Genomic DNA, 22,488 nt, shown 5'->3' with positions numbered 1-22,488 from the left:
GTCAGGTATTCGGCAGGGTGATTGGGTCCAGGCTTCGCGCTGCCCTGATAATGTCGAGGACTTCAAGATTGTTGTCTGGATCTCTCTCTAAGTACGCGAGCAAGTGATTGTAAAACTCTACCCAGTGTTCGAGTGATTCGCTGATTGTATTTTTCAGTTTTTGATCTTTGAGAGAATGCAAAGCTCTCGCAATCGGCAAGTTGATTGCTATAATCAGTTTCGAGTTATCGTTTTTCCTAATCTCTCTAGGAGACAATACTTCTTGATGGGGGAGGGCATGGTTTTCGAGAAACTGCGCAAGCTCCTGACTGCTGGAGAAATTTGCCGCCTTCAAAAGATGGTGGCTCGTTTTCATAGCTTGGACTATGACGCCAGTCTGAAATAAACGCACCCATCTGTCTCTAAAAAAATGCAAGATGCTTGTGGGGAGGTAGCTGCTCAATGTTCGTGGGTTAAAACTTGTATGTCCTAATGCCTTTGCCATGGCGTGTAAGCTACCGGTCTCGAGAAATTTAACCACTCCAGTTGTTGTACGCATTCTCGAAGGACAAAGAATCGCCCTCGCGAAGTTTTTTAATTCCTCCGTTGTCCAGGCGGCTAAGTCATGATTACTTTTTAGATGCTCAATAATTCTGTTAACACGTGAATCATCAGTCTTGGCTTTCAGGCCGAATTTAGAGGGTAGTGCGACGTGTCTTTGGCTGGTAATGAGTAACGTTCGCCAGAGCGGGTCCCAGCCATCTTTGAGGTGATCTCTAAGAGGTGCAGTTATATTAATTAATAGCTGCACAATTTTTTTCGACTCGTCGTTGAGTAAAATACGGATTTCGGACCTTGCTGGACCACGCCTGTCTTTATGACCATGAAGGTATTCCACGACGTCGCCACTGTCGACGCCACGAAAATTGCCATTTTTATCATATATTTCAACGCTTGTTAGAAAGCTAGGCGTTATGCGCGGATCAACCGAAATCAGTTTGATGCATATTGCGGTGAGAACCTCAGTCGTCGGTAGGCCCAAATTCTTTGCGACTGGGCCGTGTGCGATATTGGAGATCTTTAATACACGACCCAGTTCGCGATATCCGTGTTTCTGAAGTGTTGCAGCTAAGTTTTGCAGCTGTTCAGGGTTGCGACTTGATGCTAGCCAGGCGTTTGTCTCTTCGTGTAATCGAGTACCGGTCATAATCGGTTTGCCTAGAACGGCTAAACTTTTGTAATTGTCGTATGCTTCTTGCGTTTCATTTGTGATTTCAGTACACCACTGTATAGCGGCACTGTGGCAAAAAAGTATGCGAGCTTTCAGCTCTCTAAAGGCTTCATCATCAGATATGTGTAGCGGGATGTCGACGAACGTGTTCGCTTTAACAACCCCATTCGAACGTTCTATTAAATGTTTATTTCTTCCGCTGAATCCCACTGACGGTGGAGTTGCTATCGAACTTGGAAGGGCGAATAGACCGTTCGGTACAAGTTGGTTCTTTAAAAAAGGAACAACGTGGTATTTCCAAGCTGCAATGACACTGTCATGACGGCGCCCCTTTTCAATTGAAGCTTGGTAATGATATCTGAAAAGAGAGTCAAAGAAACAAGTTGTCCGGTCTGGATTTCTAAAGTCTATTGCGGTAAATTTTTCAGGTTCAATGTATAAGTATCTACGGAACAGCTCTACAAAATATAAATTGCAGGTTCGATGCCCGGCTAGAAATGTTTTGCAGATTTCATAAAGTAGTGTTGTGAAGTCTCTGCCGTAGCAAAGATAGATTTTTGCAAGTGGAAGGTTTATCGTCTTTTCGGCCGCGTTTGTGCACTCCCACCCAGACCAATACCAGACTTTATGCTCGTCTAAGATTAATTGTTCGAATGTATCACGGTAAATCGGTATTAGCGGGTTGCATTGCGGGTTAGAAAATTCGAGAAAAGCTGCGCTTCCTGACAACCTTCGTATTGCATTTACGGTATTCGAAAGTCTACTGATCGCGGAAGCTAAGCCGCTCTTTCCCAATGCTGCGAATTTAATACTTGATAGGGCCCCACAGAATGTAGCGAGTATTTCGTCACTAGATGACGATTCCAAGTCTTGGTAGCTAAGTTTTTGATTGGTGATTTGCAGGAAGCATTCCAAATAGCGCAACGTGCTGATGACGCTTCGGGCTTTAAATTTGGACAGGTTTGCATTCGCCGCGTCAAGAATGGGGGAGGCTTCGAGATTTTCGAATGGATGCTCAGCTCGGGCGATGATATTTTTGACAATTGTCACATCTACACCTCACCGAAACGCACGGCTGATCGACGGTCACACAGCGGTCTCTGTAGGTATAGGCAACATCAAGCAAAACGCAAAACGAGCATCTTGTCGTGACGGTCAGCTTCGGCTTTATCCATGAACAAGCGCTCCAGATCGCGGCTGCTGCGGTATACCACTTCGACGGCCATTCATCACCTCACATGCCTTTTGAATATCGATGTGCTCGATACTGTTTATTTGTACAGTGTTAATGATAGGGTAATCCACACGACTAAGATAGTGGCAATTCAGCATTCTGCTTTGCAGCGCCGTTCCTGCCAGCCTCAACCTGCCTGGCGCGGCACTTTTACCGTTCTTAAATGTCTTCTTGAGCGTGTAGAATTCTGACGAGGCAGTCGAGCCATTCAGTCAACCAAGGATATGCAATGAACGAGCAAACATCGCGCCTGAACCGGGAACGGCGCTTTCTGGTACTGCTGGGGGTGATCTGCCTGGCTTTGATCGGCGGCGCCTTGTATATGCAGATAGTGCTCGGCGAGGCGCCTTGCCCACTGTGTATCCTGCAACGCTATGCGCTGCTGCTGATTGCCGTGTTTGCCTTTATTGGTGCGGCCATGCCTGGCGTGCGCAGCCTGACCTTCCTTGAGGGCCTGGTGGTGCTCAGTGCCATCGGCGGTATTGCCGCAGCCAGCAACCATGTGTATATCCTCGCCAACCCGGCAGTCAGTTGTGGCATCGACACCTTGCAACCGATCGTCGACGGCTTGCCGTTGGCCTCGGTGCTGCCACTGGTGTTCCAGGTCGACGGATTCTGCTCCACGCCCTATCCGCCGGTGCTGGGTCTGTCGCTGGCGCAGTGGGCGCTACTGGCCTTTATTCTGACCGCCGTTCTGGTGCCTTTGGGCATCTACCGCAACCGTCGCAAGCCTTAGACAAAAGTCATGTGTTGATGCAAGTCTGTTGTGCAATGGATCTTTCCTGCGACGTCGCACTTGAGTTGATCCAGATCAAGCCTGAGGCCTTGTAATACAAAGGCTTCAGGGGTATTGAAGAGGGTGCGACAAACTGTCGCGAAACTGATTTTTCAGGCTTGATTATTGTCAATTCTGTAAAAGACTGTTGCTCAATTAGTCATAGTCATTGAATGACGACCTATCTACAATCGCCCCCAATTTCCGTTCGGCACCGCTTGCGAGTCGCAGGATTAAAGGAGCTTCAGGGCTCTTTTTGCTGACTCTGACGAGCATCGCCTGCGGCGATGCCGGGCTGACCCCCCTCCGTGATTTCCCGCACCAAATGGAATTGGTCTGAACACAGGCCTGTTGCCTACGAAGTCAAAACAATAAACACCGTAATACCCGGTTTATGCCGAGCCGCCGCAGCTGGCCTCAAGGTATGACCGTATTCGATCCCATAAATGCTGACGCTTGGCAGGACGAAGTGTTGGCGACCAAAACACAAATTGCATTGAAGCAAGCTGCTCTAGAGGTCGTGAGATGAGTAAAAAGCGTTACCCCAGACTGTTTGGCATTCTGCCCTTTTTAGGCATGCTTTTACTCAGTGGGTGCAACTGGACCCTGCTCGACCCGAAGGGCCAGGTCGGCATTGAGCAAAAGAACCTTATCCTCATCGCTACCGGCTTGATGTTGCTGGTGGTGATTCCTGTCATTTTCATGACCATCGCGTTCGCCTGGAAGTATCGCGCTTCCAACAAGGCAGCCACCTACACCCCTGACTGGTCGCACTCGACCAAGATCGAAGTGGCGGTATGGACCATCCCGGTTCTGATCATCATTGCCCTGGGCTATGTGACCTACAAGACCACCCACGAGCTGGACCCGTATCGTCCGCTGGTTTCCGACGTGAAGCCGGTGCGTATCGACGTGGTCGCCCTGGACTGGAAATGGCTGTTCATCTACCCGGAACAAGGCATTGCCACGGTCAACAAGATCGTCTTCCCGGCCAACACCCCGGTCAACTTCCGCGTGACCTCCGACTCGGTGATGAACTCGTTCTTCATTCCGGGCCTGGGTGGCCAGATCTACGCAATGGCTGGCATGACCACCAAGCTGCACCTGATCGCCAACGAAAATGGCGAGTTCGACGGTATCTCGGCGAACTACAGCGGTGCCGGCTTCACCGGTATGAAGTTCAAGGCAACTGCCACTTCCCAGGCCGATTTCGAGGCATGGGTGAACGAAGTCAAGCAATCGCCTAAACAGCTGGATGCGGCTGAATATGCGGCATTGGCCAAAACTAGCGAAAACAATCCAGTCGCGCTGTACAGCGTGGCCTCGCCTGAGCAGTTCCAGTCCATCGTCGACAAGTACGAAGGCATGAACCGCGGTCGGCCGGTCCACGAGAAAGAGCAGAGCAAAGAAGCGGCCGGTACCGAAGGGATGGACGTGAGTATGCATTCAGCTGCTGGGGCAGAGGAGTAAGAGATGTTCGGTAAACTAAGTCTGGATGCGATTCCGTATCACGAGCCGATAGTCATGGTGACACTCGCCATGATCGCGCTCGGCGGTCTCGCGTTGGTGGGTGCAATCACCTATTTCAAAAAGTGGACCTACCTGTGGTCCGAGTGGCTGACTTCGGTCGACCACAAGAAAATCGGGGTGATGTACATCATCGTCGCGATGATCATGCTGCTGCGCGGCTTTGCCGACGCCATCATGATGCGCACGCAGTTGGCCATGGCCACCGGCGGCTCCGAGGGCTACCTGCCTCCCGAACACTATGACCAGATCTTCACCGCTCACGGTGTGATCATGATCATCTTCATGGCAATGCCATTCTTCACCGGCCTGATGAACCTGGCCCTGCCTCTGCAGATCGGTGCGCGTGACGTTGCTTTCCCGTTCCTGAACTCCCTGAGCTTCTGGCTGCTGGTTTCCGGCGTCGTGCTGGTCAACGTCTCCCTGGGTGTCGGTGAATTCGCCAAGACCGGCTGGGTAGCTTATCCACCGCTGGCGGGTATCCAGTACAGTCCTGGCGTGGGTGTCGACTATTACATCTGGGCGCTACAGCTATCGGGTCTAGGTACGACGCTAACGGGTGTCAACTTCCTCGCCACCGTGCTGAAAATGCGCGCGCCTGGCATGAAGCTGATGGACATGCCGATCTTCACCTGGACCTGCACCTGGGCCAACGTCCTGATCGTTGCTTCGTTCCCGATCCTGACTGCTGCCCTGGCACTGCTGACACTTGACCGTTACATGGATTTCCACATTTTCACCAATGAACTTGGTGGTAATCCGATGATGTACGTCAACCTGTTCTGGGCGTGGGGTCACCCTGAGGTTTACATCCTGATCCTGCCGGCCTTCGGTGTGTTCTCGGAAGTCACCTCGACCTTCGCTGGCAAACGCCTGTTCGGCCACAAGTCGATGATCTACGCTTCCGGCGCGATCGCGGTACTGGGCTTTGCGGTTTGGCTGCACCACTTCTTCACCATGGGTTCGGGCGCCAGCGTCAACACCTTCTTCGGTCTGGCGACCATGCTGATCTCGATTCCGACCGGGGTTAAGCTGTTCAACTGGCTGTTCACGATCTACCAGGGCCGTCTGCGCTTCACCGCGCCAGTACTGTGGACCCTGGGCTTCATGATCACCTTCTCCATCGGTGGTATGACCGGCGTACTGCTGGCTGTTCCAGGTGCTGACTTCGTTCTGCACAACAGCCTGTTCGTAATCGCTCACTTCCACAACGTGATCATCGGTGGTGCGGTGTTCGGCTACATTGCCGGCTTCGCCTTCTGGTTCCCGAAAGCCTTCGGTTTCACCCTGAACGAGAAGTGGGGCAAAGCTGCCTTCTGGTTCTGGATCTCCGGTTTCTACGTGGCCTTCATGCCACTGTACGCACTGGGCTTCATGGGTATGACCCGTCGTCTGAACCACTCCGACAACCCACTGTGGGAACCCTACCTGTACGTAGCCGTGTTCGGCGCCGTGCTGATCCTGTTCGGTATCGCTTGCCAGCTGATCCAGCTGTACGTGTCGATTCGCGATCGCAAGGACAACATGGACGTGACCGGCGACCCATGGGGCGGCCGTACCCTGGAATGGTCGACTTCGTCGCCACCGCCGTTCTACAACTTCGCCACCATGCCTGAGAACGTCGATCTGGATGCATGGCACGAAACCAAGCAAGCCGGCAAGGCTTACAAGGTTCCAGCCAAGTACGAAGCGATCCACATGCCGAACAACACCTCCACCGGTGTGTTCATGGGTGCGTTGCTCACCGTCTTCGGTTTCGCCTTCATCTGGCACATCTGGTGGCTGGTAGCTGCCAGCCTGGTCGGCACCATCGCGGTCTTCGTTGCCCACGCTGCGCGTGACGACCAGGGCTACATGGTTCCTGCCGAGGAAGTGGCGCGCATCGAAGGTGAGCGCATGAAGTCCCTGGGCCTGGCTACCGGCGCGCCGGCTGGCGCACGTGTCGAATCGTTTGAACGGGTTTAATCAATGTCCAGTCATGTAATTAACGCTGATACTCATGCTCATGGTCACGACCATGGGCATGACGACCACCACCACGACTCGGGCCAGATGACCGTCTTCGGTTTCTGGCTGTACCTGATGACCGACTGCATCCTGTTTGCGTCGCTCTTCGCCACCTACGCGGTGCTGTCCGGCAGTTTTGCCGGCGGCCCGTCGGGTCACGACATTTTCCAGCTGGATTTTGTCGCGGTTGAAACCGCACTGCTGCTGTTCTCGAGTATCACCTTCGGCTTCGCCATGTTGCAGATGTTCAAAGGCAACAAGGGCGGCGTGCTGGGCTGGCTGGCTGTCACCTTCCTGTTCGGTGCCGGCTTCATCGCGATGGAAGTCTATGAGTTCCATCACCTGATCGCTGAGGGCTTCGGCCCGCAGCGCAGTGGTTTCCTGTCGGCGTTCTTCGCGCTGGTCGGCACCCACGGTCTGCACGTAACTGCAGGCCTGATCTGGATGGCGGTGATGATGTACCAGATCAACAAGCACGGTATCACTGGCACTGCCAAGACCCGCATGAGCTGCCTGAGCCTGTTCTGGCACTTCCTGGACGTGGTCTGGATCTGTGTGTTCACCGTCGTGTATCTGCTGGGGAGTCTGTAAATGGCTAGCGCACATAACAGCCACGCCGAGGGCAACCACGGTAGCGTCAAATCCTATTTGATCGGCTTCATCTTGTCGGTGATCCTCACCGCCATTCCGTTCGGCCTGGTGATGTTCCCAGGTGGCATGGAGCGGACCACCGTGATCATGATCGTGGTGGCTCTGGCAGTCATCCAGGTGGTTGTACACCTGGTGTACTTCCTGCACATGGATAGTTCTAAAGAACAGAGCTCCAATGTGTCGACCTTCCTGTTCACGGTGATGGTCATCGCACTGTTGGTCGGCCTGTCGCTGTGGATCATGTTCAGCATCCATACCAGCATGATGGCGAAGTGAGGTAAGACGACATGTCCGTTAAGCACTTTATCCAAATCACCAAACCGGGGATCATTTTCGGTAACGTGCTTTCTGTGGCAGGCGGTTTTTTCCTTGCCGCGCAAGGGCATGTCGACTTCATGCTGTTCCTGGCCACGGTGATTGGTACTTCATTGGTGGTGGCGTCCGGTTGCGTGTTCAACAACTGCATCGACCGTGACATCGACATCAAGATGGAGCGCACCAAGAACCGTGCAATGGTTCAGGGTCAGATCTCGCTGAAAGTCGCGTTGGCCTACGCCACCCTGCTCGGGGTGGCCGGTCTTGGTCTGCTGTATGTGCAGGCCAATGCCCTGGCAGCGTTGTTCGGCCTGATCGGCTTCATTATCTACGTGGGTTTCTACAGCCTGTACCTGAAGCGTAAATCGGTGCACGGCACCCTGGTTGGCAGCCTGTCCGGTGCCATGCCTCCGGTGATCGGTTACTGCGCCGTAAGCAACAGCTTCGACCTGGCTGCCTTGACCCTGCTGGTGATGTTCAGCCTCTGGCAGATGCCGCACTCGTATGCCATTGCGATCTTCCGCTTCAACGATTACCTGGCGGCCTCGATTCCGGTACTGCCGGTCAAGCGTGGCATCCTGGTGGCCAAGAAGCACATCCTCTGGTACATCGTGGCGTTCCTGGTTGCGACCTTGATGCTGACTCTGGGCGGCTACGCCGGTATGAGCTACATGGCGGTTGCCGCCGCCATGGGCATGTACTGGCTGTACATGGCCTGGACCGGCTACAAGGCTGTCGATGACCGCCTGTGGGCACGCAAGCTGTTCGTGTTTTCGATCTTCACCATCACTGCCCTGAGCGTGATGATGTCGCTCGACACCAAGGTGCCAACCGAGCTGCTGCTGACCTACGCACATTGAGTGTGATGGTTTGAACAAGAACGCCCCGGGCCGCAAGCTCCGGGGCGTTTTTGTTTGTGTCGTGGCAACGGTGCAGGACAGGGCAGGGTTGCCCTCTGCTGGCTGACAACCTTCGTGAATAGAGTGCGCCGCTACTCAACCACGGAGAAGAATCACATGAGTGTACTGACCGTTTATTTCTGCGGCACCGGCTCCCATCGATTCGATGACGCCAACCCGAATTTCTGGAATGGCGAGCTGGTCTCGACCCTGGCCGCCAATGATCAGGGCAAGGAGTTCGCCCACTGGATTGCTGTTGATGGACCGGGAAGTGGCAACCTGCAGGCCGATGAGCTGTTTGTTGAGCCGGGTAGCTACTACAACTGGAACCAGACCTTGTTTGGCAAGAGCTGGGAGGAAAATGTCCAGCATGCACTGCAGATCATCAAGGGCCAAAGCAACTGGCAGCGTAAAGAACTGAGCGAGGACGAGTACCAGCGCCTGAAGGCTGCCGGTGTACCGATTCCTGATTCGACGGCAACCGCCTCATGGTTCTGGCGCACCTACAGCTATGGGACTCGCAAGATTACCCCGCAGATGCTCCAGGAACAGATCATCAAGCAGTTTCGCAAGGATGGCATCATCCCCACCCATGTCAACCTGGTGGGCTGGAGCCGCGGCGGCGTCAGTTGCCATATGCTGGCCAATGCCATGCTCGCCGATGAAGCGTTGAAGGAGCTCCCGGTGAACATCTTTGCCATCGACCCGGTGCCAGGGGTTGGTAATTTCGATCGTCATCGGGTGCAACTGGGCGAAAATGTAAAGCAGTATGTTGGCTTCTTCTCCCGCGATGAGCGCTCCAAGGGGTTCTCCTGCGTGATCCCGAAAACCCATGCCAGTACCCGTTGCCATGTCTACCCGATGCCGGGTCGGCATGCGACCCTGGTGGGCAACGCTGCGGCTGACGGCGCGGCCGGCGGCAAGGAACTGGCCGAGCCCGGGCTGATCGTTCGGCATTTTGTCGAAGTATGCCTGACGCGTTGGGGGGTAAAGTTGAACAAGATGCTCAACCTCAGTGACGGTGACCTGCAGAACTACCATAAGGTGCTGGAGCAGGATGACGGCAAGTACCAGGCGATGCGCAAACACTCTTACACGCTGGTAACCGAATCCGAGAAGAATGAGCGCTACGTCAACCTGGGCGACAAGGGCACGGCATTCTCCAGTGTCCAGGGTGCAGCCTTCCAGCCCGACACTGCCCTTGCTTCCCCGCTCGAGTGGTCTGTAACAGCGTACCAGGAGATTCGCTGACTCCTCGCTGAGCATGGGCGGATCGTCCCTGTATTGCATCCAGTGACTGGACAGACGGGCCGCCCAGGCTCTATTGTTGGCACCGGCCACCGCAGTGGCCAACGTCGCTCGGACGGTTCCGGGCGCTTACGTCTTCGAGGAAGCCATGGCTGACCAAGGTTCGCCGCGCCGCTTTGCGCGCATTGATCGTCTCCCCCCTTACGTCTTCAACATCACCGCCGAACTCAAGATGGCTGCACGCCGTCGTGGCGAGGACATCATCGACCTGAGCATGGGCAACCCTGATGGGGCCACGCCGCCGCACATCGTCGAAAAACTGGTACAGGTCGCCCAGCGCGAAGACACCCACGGTTATTCCACCTCCCGCGGCATTCCGCGCCTGCGTCGGGCCATCTCGCGCTGGTACCAGGAACGCTACGAGGTCGACATCGACCCGGAAAGCGAAGCCATCGTCACCATCGGTTCCAAGGAAGGTCTGGCGCACCTGATGCTGGCCACCCTGGACCATGGCGACACCGTGCTGGTGCCCAATCCCAGCTATCCGATTCATATCTACGGTGCAGTGATTGCCGGTGCCCAGGTGCGTTCGGTGCCGCTGGTGCCGGGCGTGGACTTCTTCAATGAGCTGGAACGGGCTATCCGCGAGTCGATCCCGAAGCCGAAGATGATGATTCTCGGCTTCCCCTCCAACCCGACCGCGCAGTGCGTCGAGCTGGACTTCTTTGAGCGCGTGGTGGCGCTGGCCAAGCAGTACGATGTACTGGTGATCCACGACCTGGCCTACGCCGACATCGTCTACGACGGCTGGAAAGCCCCTTCGATCATGCAGGTGCCAGGGGCCAAGGACATCGCGGTGGAGTTCTTCACCCTGTCCAAGAGCTACAACATGGCTGGCTGGCGTATCGGCTTCATGGTCGGTAACCCGGAGCTGGTCAGCGCTCTGGCGCGAATCAAGAGCTATCACGACTACGGCACCTTCACACCGCTGCAAGTGGCCGCGATCGCTGCGCTGGAAGGCGATCAGCAGTGCGTGCGCGATATTGCCGAGCAGTATCGCCAGCGTCGCAATGTGCTGGTCAAAGGGCTGCACGAAATGGGCTGGATGGTCGAGAATCCCAAGGCGTCGATGTATGTCTGGGCGAAAATCCCCGAAGAGTACGCGCACCTGGGCTCGCTGGAATTCGCCAAGAAAATGCTGGCCGAAGCCAAGGTGTGTGTGTCGCCGGGTATCGGCTTTGGTGACTACGGCGACGATCACGTGCGCTTTGCCCTGATCGAGAACCAGGACCGCATCCGTCAGGCGGTGCGCGGCATTCGTCAGATGTTCCGCGCGGATGGTGTGGGCAAGTCGCAAAAGTAGAGCCTTCATCGCTGGGCAAGCCCGCTCCCTCAGTGCCATTTCTGTGGGAGCGGGCTTGCCCCGCGATCGTTCCCAACAGGGCGTCTCCAGCCGTCCGTCAGACGCAATATATTTCTACATCTCCCCCCTTCCCAAAGCCTTGGCGAAGCATAGAATGGCGACGGGTTTTCTCCCAATAACGATAAACTTACCCCCCGTCTTCTCATCATGTCCGAACACAATCCTTGTTTGAACTGCGGCGCCTGCTGCGGGTTTTTCCGTGTGTCTTTTTTCTGGGGTGAGTGTCAATCGTCCGGAGGTTTGGTGCCCGACGATCTGGTGGTCCAGATCAACCCTACCCGGGTAGCGATGATCGGCACCGACAGCAAACCCTGCCGCTGTATCAGCCTTGAGGGCGAGATTGGCAAAGGCGTCAGCTGCGGCATTTATGAGCAGCGCTCCACCCCTTGCCGCGAATTCGAGGCGGCCTGGGTCGATGGTCAGCCCAACCCGAGTTGCGATGCCGCCCGGGCGGCCTATGGCCTGCCGCCACTGGAAGCCAACGAGCCGATCTGGCCAGATGAGGGGGCTGAAGTCGCCTGATGACGGTGACGCCAGGTGTCTGTAGCCACGACCAGTGCCTGGCAACCTTGAGGTAGACTGTGCGGCTCTTCGGACAGGACAGGAGTTCGCCCCGTGCCGCACCTTTACGCATTTCCCCACGACCTTTGCCTGCAAAGCCCACGTCTGCAGCTACGTCCCATGAGCGCCGGGGATGCCGCTGCATGGCTGGGGATCATGGCCGATCCCCAGGTCATGCGTTTCTGGAACCACGCGCCCTGGACTGACATCGACCAGGCGCAGGCAGCGCTTGCGGCTGATCACCAGGCTTATGCCCAGGGGCAGCTGCTCAAGCTCGGTATCTATCGGCGCGACAGTGGTGAGCTGATCGGCATGTGCCAGTGTTCCAACTTCGACAGCGACTCGCGCCGGGGTGAAATCGGCTACTGCCTGGCCAGTGCTGCCCAAGGGCAGGGCTTTATGGGCGAGGCACTGGCGCTGTTTGTTCAGTATCTGTCCCGGGGCCTGAACATGCGCCGCCTCGAGGCGGAAATCGATCCACGTAACAGCGCTTCGGCACGTACCCTTGAACGGCTGGGATTTGTCCTTGAAGGGGTGCTGCGTGAACGCTGGTGTGTGGCTGGGGAGTTGTCCGATTCGGGGCTCTACGGTCTGCTGTTCGAGCGTGCTGCGTGATCATGCTCAACCGCTATGTTTCGCTGACCTTGCTGCTGTTTTTGGCGAGTCTGGGTTTCAACGCCATGTACATGACCGGGGACGGGCGCCTGCACGCCTTGCAGGCGTTGTTGTATGGTCCCTGGGGGCTGGTGTTCGGCATGTATGGCTGGTTCGCCAATCCCTTGCTGGGCTTGGCGATGCTGTTGCACCGGCGTTGGCGCTGGGTATCGCTGGTGCTGGGAGTGGGCGCCCTGGGCCTGGCATTGAGCAGTTTCGGCAACGACCGAATGCCCGACAATCGCAGCTACAACTTCGTCAACCTTACCCACTTCGCACCTGGGTTTTACCTGTGGTTGCTGGCGATCCTCGGCTTTTGCCTGGGCCAGGCCTGGTGGTGTCGCCATGCACGTCAGGGCGTGCCGATACCCGGCTGGCACTGGTTGGACGGCGCACTGATGGTGGTACTGGGGTTGGTGATCCATTTTGCTCTTGAAGCGCCTAGCCTGAGGTTTGAAATGAATCGCGCCCTGGAGCCGCAGCCCTATATCCAGCCCATTGATCCCGACACCATCTAGCGCGACGTCGAAGTCCCCCATTGCACCACCAGCATGCCGAGCACAATCAGACCGACGCCGGCCAGGCGCAGGCCGTTCACCGGCCGTTGCGCCAGGCCCATCAAGCCCCACTGATCGATCACCAGCGATGACAACACCTGGCCGGCAATCACGCAGACGATGAACCCCGCAGCCCCCAGACGCGGGGTGAGCATCAGTGCGGCGGTGATATAGGCCACCCCGGCCACGCCGCCCAGCCATGCCCACCAGGGGGCCTGGGCCAGGGCGCCGAGCTGCGGCAGTGGCGCACGTAGCACCAGCAGCGCCGGAATGACCATCAGCACACTGACCCCCAGCGACACCAGGGTTGCCCACAGAGGATGGCCGAGCAGGCGGCCGAGGGCAGCATTGGCGCCAGCCTGGAAGGGCACCGCCGCACCCGCCAGCAGGGCGATGAGCAGCGGCAGCAGGGCGGCGGGGGAGAAAGACAGGCTCATGGCAAGACTCCTTGAAATTGACTTGGTAAAGTCTTGGCTATCCATGCTGTTAATGGAAATTCGAATGCTGCACGGGAGCTATTCGCCTGATGGATGATCTGCGCCGTATTGACCTGAATCTGTTGCTGACCCTGCATGCCTTGCTCGCCGAACAGCACGTGTCCCGCGCAGCGCTGCGCCTGCATCGCAGCCAGCCAGCGGTGAGTCATGCCCTGGCGCAATTGCGCGAACTGTTCGCCGATCCATTGTTGGTGCGCCGTGGAGGGCGCCTGCAGGTTACCGCCCGTGGCCAGGCCTTGATCGAGCCATTGCAGCAAGCCCTGGAACAGCTCGATGGCCTGCTTGCCCAGCCCGGCTTCGATCCACGCAAGGCGCGCCGCAGCTTTCGCCTGGCCATGTCCGATTACGGCGCCCGTGTGGTGTTGCCGGGGTTGATGCGAGTGCTGCGTGAGGAAGCGCCGGGGATCGACCTGGTGGTTATCCAGGGCAGCCGGGAGGCGATGCTGGGGCATTTGTTCGATGGTGAAGCTGACCTGGCCCTTGGAGTGTTTCCGGAACTGGCCGCCGAACTGCAGGTTGAAACCCTGTTCGAGGAACGCTTTACCTGCATTGCCGACCGCAGTGGTTTGCCTGCTCGCGGCGGGCTTGATTTGACCGAGTGGCTGGCGCGACCGCATGTGCTGGTGGCGGTGCGCCCCGGAATCGACAACGAGATCGACCTGGCGCTCACCACCATGGGGGCCCGTCGCCGGGTGGCGCTGGCGATGCCGCACTGGGCTGCGGCGCAGGAGGTGATCGCCGGCACCGACCTGATCCTCACCGTTGCCCGGCGCAGCCTCGACAACGGCAAGCTCGACCCGCGCCTACGCCGCTTCGAGCCGCCGCTGGCGATCAAGGCCTTTGGCTTTCAGCAGGCCTGGCATCAGCGCCGGGAAGGGGAGGCGGGGCATCGCTGGTTGCGCGAGCGCGTGGCCCAGGTGTGTGGCCGGTAACCTGTGGGAGCGGCGGTGCGGCGACCCGACTTGTCCCGCGATTGCGGTCTATCAGTCACATCGCATCGCGGGGCAAGCACGCTCTCATAGGTCTATGTTAGATGTCCTATTGTTGCAGAGGCTTTTACCCGGCAATCTGAGCCCTCCTTACATGGAGTTCTCCTGATGAAGCATCCTCTTTTAACCATCGCTCTGATGACCGCCATTGCCCCCTTCGCCGTCGCCCAGAACGATTCGCCTGTCTACAACCAATGCATGCAAACCGCCCAGACCACTCTGGACATGAACAACTGCAATGGCGCCGAGATCGAGCGCCAGGACGCTCGACTCAACAGTGCGTACAAGAAAGCCAGGGCCGCGCTGGAGCCGGCACAGCAGACTCAGTTGCTTGATGCCCAGCGCTTGTGGATCAAGTACCGCGACGCCAACTGCAAGCTGTATTACAGCCTCACTGGCGGCACCATCGATCAGCTAAACGGCGCGGGTTGTGTATTGGAGATGACCAAGGCGCGTGCAGACGAACTGCTCAAGCTGAGCGAGCCTACATAAACCGGGCTATTTATGCCGGGCAGCACGGGCACGCAAATATTCGCGCACCTCAACCTGATTGCCGGAAAACTCGATGCGCCCGGCCTTGCTGTCGCGGTGGAAGGCGTACATCGGGTCGTAGTACTCACTGAGCAGGCCACTGATCCAGGCACGGTGCAGATCCACTGCGCCACTGCGCTGTTGTTCGTCCAGGGCTTGCAGCAACAGCGCTGACAGACGTTGGTAACGCTCACCGCCCAGGCGCTTGAGGATGTTGCCCATGCTCTGCTTCAAGCGCTCGGCGAACAGCGTGAAGCCTTGTTCGTCACCGTGCAGGGCAACGAATTCGGCGCACAGGTTGATCACATAGTCGCCAAGGATGCGTTCGACACGGTTGTCGAAACTGTCTTCCAGCCACACCAGCGGGTAATGCTGCATGCCCTGGTACAGCTCCAGCGGCAGCGAGCAGCTGCCGACAATACGGCCTTCGTCTTCCAGGACGAATTGTTCGATACCCCGCGCGCGTTTCTTCAGCACGTCGATGGCCAGGGCGTTCTCGAAATCGATTTGAGCAGGCTGGCCAGTGGCGCGTTTGCCGAAGCTGGAACCACGATGGTTGGCGTGGCCTTCCAGGTCGAGCGCATTTTTCAGCACCTGCAGCACTTCAGTTTTACCGGTGCCGGTGAGGCCGCCGATCAGCACGAAGTCGCATTCGGCAACCGCTTGCTGAGTGGTTTCAAACAGGAAATTACGCATGGCTTTGTAGCCACCGATGACCTTGGGGTAGTGAATCCCAGCTTCATCCTTGAGCCACTGCTGGACGATCTGCGAGCGCAGGCCGCCGCGAAAGCAGTAGAGATAACCCTCTGGATTGGCCCGGGCGAAGGCGGCCCAGGCGGCAATCCGCTGATCTTTGCTCTGACCGCTGACCAGCTCGTGACCGAGGGCGATGGCGGCCTGTTGGCCGTGCTGCTTGTAGCAGGTGCCGACCTTCTGCCGCTCAAGGTCGTTCATCAGCGGCAGGTTGATCGCGTTGGGAAAGGCGCCCTTGGTAAATTCGACCGGGGCGCGCATGTCCATCATGGGTACATCGTTGAGAAACAGTTGGCGGTAGTCGGTGCTGTTGTCACGCATCACAGCACCTCAACCGCATGGCTCTGTCGCTCAACCAGCTCGCCGATCGGCGCCAGGTTCAGGCCCAGCTCGGCAGCAACAGCGAGAAACTCCGCTTCACCTTCAGGTGCCACTGCCACCAGCAGACCGCCGCTGGTTTGCGGGTCGCACAACAGGTGTTTCTGCTCGTCGCTCAGCGGAGCGAGCTTCTCGCCGTAACTGTCGAAGTTGCGCAGGGTACCGCCTGGCACACAGCCTTCTGCCAAGTAATGCTCGACACTCGACAGGCGTGGCACGGCGCTGTAGTTCAGGCGCGCGCTCAAGCCGCTACCATCAGCCAGCTCTACCAGATGGCCGAGCAGGCCGAAGCCGGTGACATCGGTCATGGCCTTGACGCCCGCGAGCTTGCCGAAGCGGCTGCCGGGGGTGTTGAGGGTGCACATCCAGTCGCGGGCCAGGCCTTTGTCCTGGTCGCGCAGCTTGGATTTTTTCTCGGCGGTGGTGAGGATGCCGATGCCCAGCGGCTTGGTCAGGTACAGGCGGCAGCCTTGAGTGGCAGTGTCGTTGCGTTTCATATGGCGTTTTTGCACAACGCCGGTTACCGCGAGGCCGAAGATAGGCTCAGGGGCATCGATGGAGTGACCGCCAGCCAGTGGAATACCGGCCTCGGCACACACGGCGCGGCCACCGCGGATCACTTCGCGGGCCACTTCCGGGGCCAGCACATTGATCGGCCAGCCGAGAATGGCGATGGCCATCAGCGGGTCACCGCCCATGGCGTAGATATCGCTGATGGCGTTGGTGGCGGCGATGCGGCCGAAGTCGTACGGGTCATCGACAATCGGCATGAAGAAGTCGGTGGTCGAGACCACACCGCGTTCGTCATCGAGGGCGTAGACTGCCGCGTCATCGCGCGAGGCATTGCCGACCCAGAGGTTCGGGTCCAGGGCCTGGGTGCCGCTTTCGGCGAGAATCACCTCGAGCATCTTCGGAGAGATCTTGCAGCCGCAACCGGCGCCGTGGCTGTACTGGGTCAGACGAATCGGCTCGCTCATACGCACCTCGAAAAATCGTGAGGCCCGATTGTAGCAAAGCTGGTCTTTGCGCCGATGCCTCTTATAATTCTGGAGCCAGCCTGATGTTGGCTCTTTCCCCGCTATTGAACCGGAGAATCCCTCATGCTCAAACGTCCTCTGGCGCTGTTCGCCGGCCTCGTGCTGTCTTGCTCATCCCTCTTGGCCCAGGCGGCCGATACCCTGAAAGTCAGCGCCATCCCTGACGAGGCGCCGACTGAACTGCTGCGCAAGTTCAAGCCGTTGGGCGAATACCTGGAGCAAAAGCTGGGCATGAAGGTCGAGTTCGTGCCGGTGGCCGACTACCCGGCAGTCGTCGAGGCGCTGGCCACCGACCGTCTGGATATGGCCTGGCTGGGCGGTTTCACCTTTGTTCAAGTGCACCTGAAGAGCCCGACTGCAACACCCTTGGTGCAGCGTGAGCAGGACGCCAAATTCACCAGCAAATTCATCACCGCCAATCCCGAGATCAAGAGCCTGGCGGACCTCAAGGGCAAGACCTTTGCCTTCGGTTCGATTTCGTCCACCTCCGGCAGCCTGATGCCGCGTTACTTCATGCTCAAGGACGACAACATCAAGCCTGAGACCTACTTCAGCCGGGTTGCCTATTCGGGTGCCCACGATGCTACAGCCGCCTGGGTGCAGGCCGGTAAGGTCGATGCCGGTGTGCTCAACGCCAGTGTCTGGGAAAAACTGGTGGCCTCGGGCAAGGTCGACACCAACAAGGTCAAGGTCTTCGCCACCACCCCGAGCTATTACGACTACAACTGGACCGTGCGCGGCAGCCTCGATCCTGCCTTGAAAGAGAAGATCAAACAGGCCTTCCTGAGCCTCGATCCGGCCAAGCCAGCGGATAAAGCGATCCTCGACCTGCAGGCTGCCAGCCGCTTTATCGAAACCAACCCGGACAACTACAAGGGCATCGAAGAGGCTGCGCGCGCTGCTGAGTTGCTCAAGTGACGATCCAGCTCCATGGTACGAGTCTGCGTCATGGTCAGGTTCAGGCATTGCAGGCGATAGACCTGTGTGTAGAGGTGGGCGAGCGGGTAGCGATCATCGGCCCGTCGGGGGCCGGCAAGTCCAGTTTGTTGCAACTGATCGCCAGCGCCATGGCACCTACCACCGGCAGTGTCGAACTGCTCGGTGAAGCGCCGTGGCGGCTGTCGGCGCGTGCGCGTCAGCGTCTGCGCGCGCGAATCGGCCTGATCCATCAGGCACCGCCGCTGCCACCGCGGCAGCGGGTGGTGACTGCGGTGCTGGCCGGGCGTTTGGGCCAGTGGAGCACCCTGCGCGGCTTGCTCAATTTGTTGCATCCCTCGGATATCCCGGGCGTGCGTGCGGTGTTGTCCGGGTTGGGGATGGCCGACAAGCTGTTCGCCCAGTGCGGGCAGCTGTCGGGTGGACAATTGCAGCGGGTCGGCATTGCCCGGGCCTTGTACCAGCAGCCGGACATTCTGCTCGCTGACGAGCCGGTCTCGGCCATGGACCCGGTGCTGGCCGAGCACAGCCTGAAAACCCTTAATCAGCATGCCAGCGAACGCGGTATTACCCTGGTCGCCAGCCTGCATGCGGTAGAGCTGGCGCTGGCGCATTTCCCGCGGGTGATCGGTATTCGCGAAGGGCAGGTGGCATTCGATCGCCCGGCCTCTGAGGTTTCCGCCGACATGCTCGATGCGCTGTACGCCAACGAGCATCTGGGTTCGCCACAAGTGCCGCTGCCGACGCTGAACCTGCAGATTCCGCGATGCTGACAGCTGACAAACGCGACCCGGCAGCGTTGCCCCGGCTGCTGCTGACGGTGCTGGCAATTGCCTTGCTATGGCCTGGCATCCAGGTGAGCGAGCTCAATCCCAGTGTGCTGCTGGAGGCTGAAAATCGCCGCCAGATGGCCAACTTCGTCAGTGGCTTCTGGCCGCCTGCGCATGATCCCGAGTTTCTTGCCCTGTTATGGGAAGCGATTCTACAAACCCTGGCTATGGCCACTGCGGGTATGGCCCTGGCCCTGTTGCTGGCGATACCGGCCAGCCTGCTCGCCAGCCGCGCGCTGTCGCTGGGCGCTGCCTCGCGTGGCGGGCGCCTGGGGTTCTGGTCGCGCACCGTGCGCTTGCCGGTACGCGGGTTGCTGATCTTCCTGCGCAGCGTGCCGGAAATCGTTTGGGCGCTGCTGTTTGTTCGCGCCGTAGGCCTGGGGCCGACTGCCGGGGTGCTGGCCATCGCCATCACCTACAGCGGCATGCTCGGCAAGGTTTACGCAGAGATTTTCGAATCGATCAATCAGCGTCCCGCGCATGCGCTGTTGCAGGCTGGCAGTAGCCGGCTGAGCGCCTTTTTCTACGGCATCCTGCCGGATGCGGCGGCGGAGCTGGTGTCCTATACGGTCTATCGCTGGGAATGTGCAATCCGCGCATCGGTGGTGATGGGGTTTGTCGGCGCGGGCGGGCTGGGGCAGCAGATCGATTTGTCGCTGCGCATGTTCGCCGGTGCCGAGGTGGCGAGCATGTTGCTGGCCTTCCTGGCGCTGGTATGGCTGGCCGATCAACTGAGCCGCTTGTTGCGCGGGAGGTTGGCATGAGACGGCTGATCAATGCCGCGTTGGTCCTCGCTTTGTTGGCGGCAGTGGCAGGGTCGTTCGCCTACTTGAGCTTGGATTTGCAGGCACTGTTTGGTAACGGTGGGCTTGGCCAGATGGGCGCTTATGCGGCGCGCTTCCTCAGCCCTGACCTGAGCCCGGAGCACTTGCGCGCGGTGGGCAAGGGCGCCCTGGAGACCCTGGCCATGTCCGGCCTGGGTACGCTGCTCGCGGTCATGCTCGGCCTGTTGATTGCCTTGCCGGCAGCGGGGCGTTTCGGTTGGCCGTTGCAAGGTGCTGCGCGTTTGTTGCTCAACGGCCTGCGCGCGATACCGGAGTTGGTCTGGGCGGCGCTGACCGTGCTGGCGGCGGGCCTGGGGCCGAATGCCGGTACCCTGGCGTTGGCCTTGCACACCACTGGCGTGCTTGGCCGGCTGTTTGCCGAAGCCCTGGAAAACACCCCGCCAGAGCCAGCCGCGGCCATCCGCCTGCAGGGCGGCAGCCAGGTGGCTGCGTTCTGTTTCGGTACCTTGCCCAACCTCTGGCCGCAGTTGCTGGCTTACAGCCTGTACCGCTGGGAGAACAACATCCGTATGGCCAGCGTGCTCGGCTTTGTCGGCGCCGGAGGCCTGGGGCAGATGCTCTACACCACCTTGAGCCTGTTCCAGGAAGCCCAGGCCAGCACGGTGATTATGGCCATGCTGGTGCTGGTGTTGCTGGTGGATGCCCTGAGCGACCTGCTCAGGCAGCGTTTTGTGAGGGTTTGAGTGTTTGCTTCATCTGCACCAGGGCTACCCTTGTATTGCCTGGCCCCTGGCGTTCCTCAATGGCGAAAGGGACAAAGCCAAGCTGTGGATAGAGCAACAACCCAGCGGTATTGTTGTTGAAGCAGGAGACCCAGACTTCACGGGCATCGAACTGCTGACGGGCCAGCTCGATCATGCGCTGCACCAGATACCGCGCCACACCATGGCCGCGGGCAGCCGGGGCGACCACCACGTTGCCGAGGGCGCAGACACCGCCGTGTTCGGCTTTGTAGAAATTGGCAAAGGCCAGCACCGTTCCGTCGCCCTCGACCACCGTCGATCCCTCGCGCTGGGCGATGGCATCGCTCAGTTGCGCCGGGGTCAGCGGGTAGTGGGCCTTGGGGAACATGTAGAAGAGTTCGTCCGGGCCTTGGGGGAAACAGCAGATGGAGGCGATGTCCGTGGCCTGGACGGGGCGATGAGTCAGCTGCATAAGGTGGCTCGCTCAAGCAGGAGGGTGGCAGGAATCCTACACTGCCTGGCGGTCAGCGCAGGTACAATCGCTGCCTGTAAAATCGCCACGCGGATATTGCCATGAGTCTTTCTGTTCCCACCGTGCCCGAACGCCGCCTCGGTGCGCCGTTGTTCGCCCTGGCACTGCTGCTGATCGGCGCGCTGTTCCTCAACGCCAACGTTGGCAGCAATCAAGTGCTGCTGTTGATCGTTGGTGCCGCCCTGGGCCTGACCCTGTACCACGCCGCCTTCGGTTTCACCTCGGCCTGGCGCGTGTTCATCAACGAACGCCGCGGCGCGGGTCTGCGGGCGCAGATGGTGATGCTGACGATTGCCGTGCTGCTGTTCTTCCCGGCGCTGGATGCCGGGACCTTGTTCGGCCAGCCGGTCAAGGGGTTGGTGGCGCCGGCCGGGGTTTCAGTGGTGTTCGGTGCGTTCATCTTCGGCATCGGCATGCAGATGGGCGGTGGCTGCGCTTCCGGCACGTTGTTCACGGTCGGCGGCGGCAACGCGCGGATGCTGGTAACCCTGCTGTTTTTCATCATCGGCTCGGTGACCGCCACCCACCACGTTGACTGGTGGTTCTCCCTGCCATCGTTCCCGGCGACTTCGATTGTTCAGGCGTTTGGTCTGATGCCGGCCTTGCTGGTGAGCCTGGTGGTGTTCGCGCTGATTGCCTGGGTGACGATGGTGCTGGAGCGCCGTCGGCATGGCCTGCTGGAAGCCGCGCCGCACAGTGAGCATCAAGGGCTGCGCCGTTTTCTGCGTGGGCCGTGGCCGTTGCTGTGGGGTGCGGTGGCCTTGGCGCTGCTCAACTACCTGACCCTGGCGTTGGCCGGGCGTCCGTGGGGGATCACCTCGGCGTTCGCCCTGTGGGGTGCGAAAACCCTCGGCGGCCTGGGTGTGGATGTCGGCAGCTGGGCGTTCTGGCAGGTGCCGGCCAACGCCAAGGCGCTGGCTTCGCCGCTGTGGGAGGATGTGACCACTGTGATGGATATCGGCATCGTGCTCGGCGCGCTCCTGGCTGCCGGTCTGGCCGGTCGCTTCGCCCCTAACCTGAACATCCCTACCCGTTCGCTGGTGGCGGCGGTGATTGGTGGCCTGCTGCTGGGCTACGGTTCGCGCCTGGCTTACGGTTGCAACATCGGCGCGTACTTCAGCGGCATCGCCTCGGGCAGCGTGCACGGCTGGTTGTGGCTGATCGCGGCGTATGCCGGCAACGTGATCGGTGTGCGTATTCGTCCGTTCTTCTTTGAAGGCAGTGGGAGCGGGCTTGCCCCGCGATAGCGAGATTCCCGTCACATGGCATTGCGGGGCAAGCTCCCCACTGTCAAATCATCGTTAATCGCCTTGACCATCTTTACAAGCTGGGGTGGGGGGGGGGGGGGGGGGGGGGGGGGGGGGGGGGGGGGGGGGGGGGGGGGGGGGGGGGGGGGGGGGGGGGAGTGGAGTGTGG

General features: G+C 59.0%; 23 protein-coding genes and 1 pseudogene. 18 read left to right on the top strand and 6 right to left on the bottom strand.

All coding sequences use genetic code 11. From position 1 onward, the window contains the following. Position 1 precedes the first annotated feature (1 nt). Together ACO6VD_RS22720 and ACO6VD_RS22715 are read right to left on the bottom strand one after the other, a co-directional pair. On the bottom strand, positions 2-2,260 hold the full coding sequence (locus ACO6VD_RS22720; protein WP_422422249.1) for a hypothetical protein: 2,259 nt from the start codon (positions 2,258-2,260) through the stop codon (positions 2-4). An 80-nt stretch (positions 2,261-2,340) separates the two neighbouring features. Further along, positions 2,341-2,436, bottom strand: a pseudogene (locus ACO6VD_RS22715) (YebG family protein); the annotation flags it as partial. 237 nt (positions 2,437-2,673) lie between these two features. On the opposite strand from ACO6VD_RS22715, the gene ACO6VD_RS22710 reads away from it, so the two are divergent. The 11 genes from ACO6VD_RS22710 (at position 2,674) to ACO6VD_RS22660 (ending at position 13,022) form a co-directional block, all read left to right on the top strand. Beyond that, complete coding sequence (locus ACO6VD_RS22710; RefSeq protein ID WP_400170950.1) at positions 2,674-3,180, top strand: disulfide bond formation protein B; 507 nt, start codon at positions 2,674-2,676, stop codon at positions 3,178-3,180. 564 nt (positions 3,181-3,744) lie between these two features. Continuing rightward, entirely contained in the window at positions 3,745-4,689 is a 945-nt protein-coding gene (gene cyoA, locus ACO6VD_RS22705; RefSeq protein WP_422422248.1) for a ubiquinol oxidase subunit II, read from the top strand. Between the two features lie 3 nt (positions 4,690-4,692). Continuing rightward, positions 4,693-6,711 carry a cytochrome o ubiquinol oxidase subunit I gene (cyoB, locus tag ACO6VD_RS22700; protein WP_422422247.1) on the top strand — a complete coding sequence of 673 codons (2,019 nt, stop codon included), beginning with the start codon at positions 4,693-4,695 and terminating at the stop codon, positions 6,709-6,711. Between the two features lie 3 nt (positions 6,712-6,714). After that, positions 6,715-7,344: a cytochrome o ubiquinol oxidase subunit III gene (locus ACO6VD_RS22695; protein ID WP_422422246.1), complete on the top strand. Its 630-nt coding sequence runs from the start codon at positions 6,715-6,717 to the stop codon at positions 7,342-7,344. Beyond that, on the top strand, positions 7,345-7,680 hold the full coding sequence (gene cyoD, locus ACO6VD_RS22690; RefSeq protein ID WP_422422245.1) for a cytochrome o ubiquinol oxidase subunit IV: 336 nt from the start codon (positions 7,345-7,347) through the stop codon (positions 7,678-7,680). It begins immediately after the preceding gene. Between the two features lie 11 nt (positions 7,681-7,691). Beyond that, entirely contained in the window at positions 7,692-8,579 is an 888-nt protein-coding gene (gene cyoE / locus ACO6VD_RS22685) for a heme o synthase (protein ID WP_107023660.1), read from the top strand. A gap of 156 nt (positions 8,580-8,735) precedes the next feature. After that, positions 8,736-9,869, top strand: a complete 1,134-nt coding sequence (locus ACO6VD_RS22680) for a hypothetical protein (RefSeq protein WP_422422244.1) — start codon at positions 8,736-8,738, stop codon at positions 9,867-9,869. 145 nt (positions 9,870-10,014) lie between these two features. Continuing rightward, positions 10,015-11,229 (top strand): alanine transaminase, encoded by a 1,215-nt coding sequence (alaC, locus tag ACO6VD_RS22675; protein WP_400170982.1) that lies wholly within the window; start codon positions 10,015-10,017, stop codon positions 11,227-11,229. 207 nt (positions 11,230-11,436) lie between these two features. Then, positions 11,437-11,811, top strand: a complete 375-nt coding sequence (locus ACO6VD_RS22670) for a YkgJ family cysteine cluster protein (protein ID WP_422422243.1) — start codon at positions 11,437-11,439, stop codon at positions 11,809-11,811. Positions 11,812-11,904: 93 nt separating this feature from the next. Next, positions 11,905-12,465 (top strand): GNAT family N-acetyltransferase, encoded by a 561-nt coding sequence (locus ACO6VD_RS22665; protein ID WP_422422242.1) that lies wholly within the window; start codon positions 11,905-11,907, stop codon positions 12,463-12,465. Positions 12,466-12,467: 2 nt separating this feature from the next. Then, positions 12,468-13,022 (top strand): hypothetical protein, encoded by a 555-nt coding sequence (locus ACO6VD_RS22660; protein ID WP_422422302.1) that lies wholly within the window; start codon positions 12,468-12,470, stop codon positions 13,020-13,022. On the opposite strand, the gene ACO6VD_RS22655 is transcribed toward ACO6VD_RS22660, so the two are convergent. Beyond that, a complete protein-coding gene (locus tag ACO6VD_RS22655; RefSeq protein ID WP_422422241.1) occupies positions 13,019-13,498 on the bottom strand; it encodes a DMT family transporter in 480 nt (159 codons plus the stop codon). The two genes, ACO6VD_RS22660 and ACO6VD_RS22655, sit on opposite strands and share 4 nt — an antisense overlap. Positions 13,499-13,587: 89 nt before the next feature. Here ACO6VD_RS22655 and ACO6VD_RS22650 point away from each other — a divergent pair, with 89 nt between their 5' ends. Together ACO6VD_RS22650 and ACO6VD_RS22645 are read left to right on the top strand one after the other, a co-directional pair. Next, complete coding sequence (locus ACO6VD_RS22650) at positions 13,588-14,490, top strand: LysR family transcriptional regulator (RefSeq protein WP_422422240.1); 903 nt, start codon at positions 13,588-13,590, stop codon at positions 14,488-14,490. A gap of 165 nt (positions 14,491-14,655) precedes the next feature. Beyond that, positions 14,656-15,039 carry a lysozyme inhibitor LprI family protein gene (locus ACO6VD_RS22645; RefSeq protein ID WP_422422239.1) on the top strand — a complete coding sequence of 128 codons (384 nt, stop codon included), beginning with the start codon at positions 14,656-14,658 and terminating at the stop codon, positions 15,037-15,039. 6 nt (positions 15,040-15,045) lie between these two features. Here the strand turns inward: ACO6VD_RS22645 and mnmH are convergent, their stop codons facing one another. Together mnmH and selD are read right to left on the bottom strand one after the other, a co-directional pair. Further along, positions 15,046-16,152, bottom strand: coding sequence for a tRNA 2-selenouridine(34) synthase MnmH (mnmH, locus tag ACO6VD_RS22640; protein WP_422422238.1), 1,107 nt, complete (start codon positions 16,150-16,152; stop codon positions 15,046-15,048). Beyond that, entirely contained in the window at positions 16,152-17,186 is a 1,035-nt protein-coding gene (gene selD, locus ACO6VD_RS22635) for a selenide, water dikinase SelD (protein ID WP_422422237.1), read from the bottom strand. The genes mnmH and selD overlap by 1 nt, the downstream gene beginning before the upstream one ends. 123 nt (positions 17,187-17,309) lie before the next feature. Here selD and ACO6VD_RS22630 point away from each other — a divergent pair, with 123 nt between their 5' ends. Genes ACO6VD_RS22630 through phnE form a run of 4 tightly spaced genes read left to right on the top strand, consistent with a single transcriptional unit; the run spans position 17,310 to position 20,540 of the window. Continuing rightward, positions 17,310-18,164, top strand: a complete 855-nt coding sequence (locus tag ACO6VD_RS22630; RefSeq protein WP_422422236.1) for a putative selenate ABC transporter substrate-binding protein — start codon at positions 17,310-17,312, stop codon at positions 18,162-18,164. Then, on the top strand, positions 18,161-18,955 hold the full coding sequence (locus ACO6VD_RS22625; protein WP_422422235.1) for a phosphonate ABC transporter ATP-binding protein: 795 nt from the start codon (positions 18,161-18,163) through the stop codon (positions 18,953-18,955). Before ACO6VD_RS22630 ends, ACO6VD_RS22625 begins: the two co-directional genes overlap by 4 nt. Further along, on the top strand, positions 18,949-19,776 hold the full coding sequence (locus ACO6VD_RS22620; RefSeq protein ID WP_422422234.1) for a PhnE/PtxC family ABC transporter permease: 828 nt from the start codon (positions 18,949-18,951) through the stop codon (positions 19,774-19,776). Before ACO6VD_RS22625 ends, ACO6VD_RS22620 begins: the two co-directional genes overlap by 7 nt. Further along, entirely contained in the window at positions 19,773-20,540 is a 768-nt protein-coding gene (gene phnE / locus ACO6VD_RS22615; RefSeq protein WP_422422233.1) for a phosphonate ABC transporter, permease protein PhnE, read from the top strand. Before ACO6VD_RS22620 ends, phnE begins: the two co-directional genes overlap by 4 nt. Here the strand turns inward: phnE and ACO6VD_RS22610 are convergent. After that, the gene (locus ACO6VD_RS22610; protein WP_422422232.1) at positions 20,515-21,012 is read right to left on the bottom strand and encodes a GNAT family N-acetyltransferase; all 498 of its coding nucleotides are present in this window, start codon (positions 21,010-21,012) and stop codon (positions 20,515-20,517) included. The two genes, phnE and ACO6VD_RS22610, sit on opposite strands and share 26 nt — an antisense overlap. Positions 21,013-21,113: 101 nt before the next feature. On the opposite strand from ACO6VD_RS22610, the gene ACO6VD_RS22605 reads away from it, so the two are divergent. Then, positions 21,114-22,319, top strand: a complete 1,206-nt coding sequence (locus ACO6VD_RS22605) for a YeeE/YedE family protein (protein ID WP_422422231.1) — start codon at positions 21,114-21,116, stop codon at positions 22,317-22,319. The last annotated feature ends 169 nt before the right edge of the window (positions 22,320-22,488 follow it).

The sequence above is a fragment of the Pseudomonas sp. GZD-222 genome (assembly GCF_049310525.1).
Classification (GTDB): domain Bacteria; phylum Pseudomonadota; class Gammaproteobacteria; order Pseudomonadales; family Pseudomonadaceae; genus Aquipseudomonas.
The sequence above is the reverse complement of the archived record's forward strand: the minus strand, read 5'-3'. Positions and strand labels throughout refer to the sequence as shown.

Bases quoted from the DNA above. Each gene is read 5' to 3' on its own strand.
- ACO6VD_RS22710 (WP_400170950.1), top strand. From the start codon at position 2,674: ATGAACGAGCAAACATCGCGCCTGAACCGGGAACGGCGCTTTCTGGTA.
- cyoA (WP_422422248.1), top strand. From the start codon at position 3,745: ATGAGTAAAAAGCGTTACCCCAGACTGTTTGGCATTCTGCCCTTTTTA.
- cyoB (WP_422422247.1), top strand. From the start codon at position 4,693: ATGTTCGGTAAACTAAGTCTGGATGCGATTCCGTATCACGAGCCGATA.
- ACO6VD_RS22695 (WP_422422246.1), top strand. From the start codon at position 6,715: ATGTCCAGTCATGTAATTAACGCTGATACTCATGCTCATGGTCACGAC.
- cyoD (WP_422422245.1), top strand. From the start codon at position 7,345: ATGGCTAGCGCACATAACAGCCACGCCGAGGGCAACCACGGTAGCGTC.
- cyoE (WP_107023660.1), top strand. From the start codon at position 7,692: ATGTCCGTTAAGCACTTTATCCAAATCACCAAACCGGGGATCATTTTC.
- ACO6VD_RS22680 (WP_422422244.1), top strand. From the start codon at position 8,736: ATGAGTGTACTGACCGTTTATTTCTGCGGCACCGGCTCCCATCGATTC.
- alaC (WP_400170982.1), top strand. From the start codon at position 10,015: ATGGCTGACCAAGGTTCGCCGCGCCGCTTTGCGCGCATTGATCGTCTC.
- ACO6VD_RS22670 (WP_422422243.1), top strand. From the start codon at position 11,437: ATGTCCGAACACAATCCTTGTTTGAACTGCGGCGCCTGCTGCGGGTTT.
- ACO6VD_RS22660 (WP_422422302.1), top strand. From the start codon at position 12,468: ATGCTCAACCGCTATGTTTCGCTGACCTTGCTGCTGTTTTTGGCGAGT.
- ACO6VD_RS22655 (WP_422422241.1), bottom strand. From the start codon at position 13,498: ATGAGCCTGTCTTTCTCCCCCGCCGCCCTGCTGCCGCTGCTCATCGCC.
- ACO6VD_RS22650 (WP_422422240.1), top strand. From the start codon at position 13,588: ATGGATGATCTGCGCCGTATTGACCTGAATCTGTTGCTGACCCTGCAT.
- ACO6VD_RS22645 (WP_422422239.1), top strand. From the start codon at position 14,656: ATGAAGCATCCTCTTTTAACCATCGCTCTGATGACCGCCATTGCCCCC.
- mnmH (WP_422422238.1), bottom strand. From the start codon at position 16,152: ATGCGTGACAACAGCACCGACTACCGCCAACTGTTTCTCAACGATGTA.
- selD (WP_422422237.1), bottom strand. From the start codon at position 17,186: ATGAGCGAGCCGATTCGTCTGACCCAGTACAGCCACGGCGCCGGTTGC.
- ACO6VD_RS22630 (WP_422422236.1), top strand. From the start codon at position 17,310: ATGCTCAAACGTCCTCTGGCGCTGTTCGCCGGCCTCGTGCTGTCTTGC.
- ACO6VD_RS22620 (WP_422422234.1), top strand. From the start codon at position 18,949: ATGCTGACAGCTGACAAACGCGACCCGGCAGCGTTGCCCCGGCTGCTG.
- phnE (WP_422422233.1), top strand. From the start codon at position 19,773: ATGAGACGGCTGATCAATGCCGCGTTGGTCCTCGCTTTGTTGGCGGCA.
- ACO6VD_RS22610 (WP_422422232.1), bottom strand. From the start codon at position 21,012: ATGCAGCTGACTCATCGCCCCGTCCAGGCCACGGACATCGCCTCCATC.
- ACO6VD_RS22605 (WP_422422231.1), top strand. From the start codon at position 21,114: ATGAGTCTTTCTGTTCCCACCGTGCCCGAACGCCGCCTCGGTGCGCCG.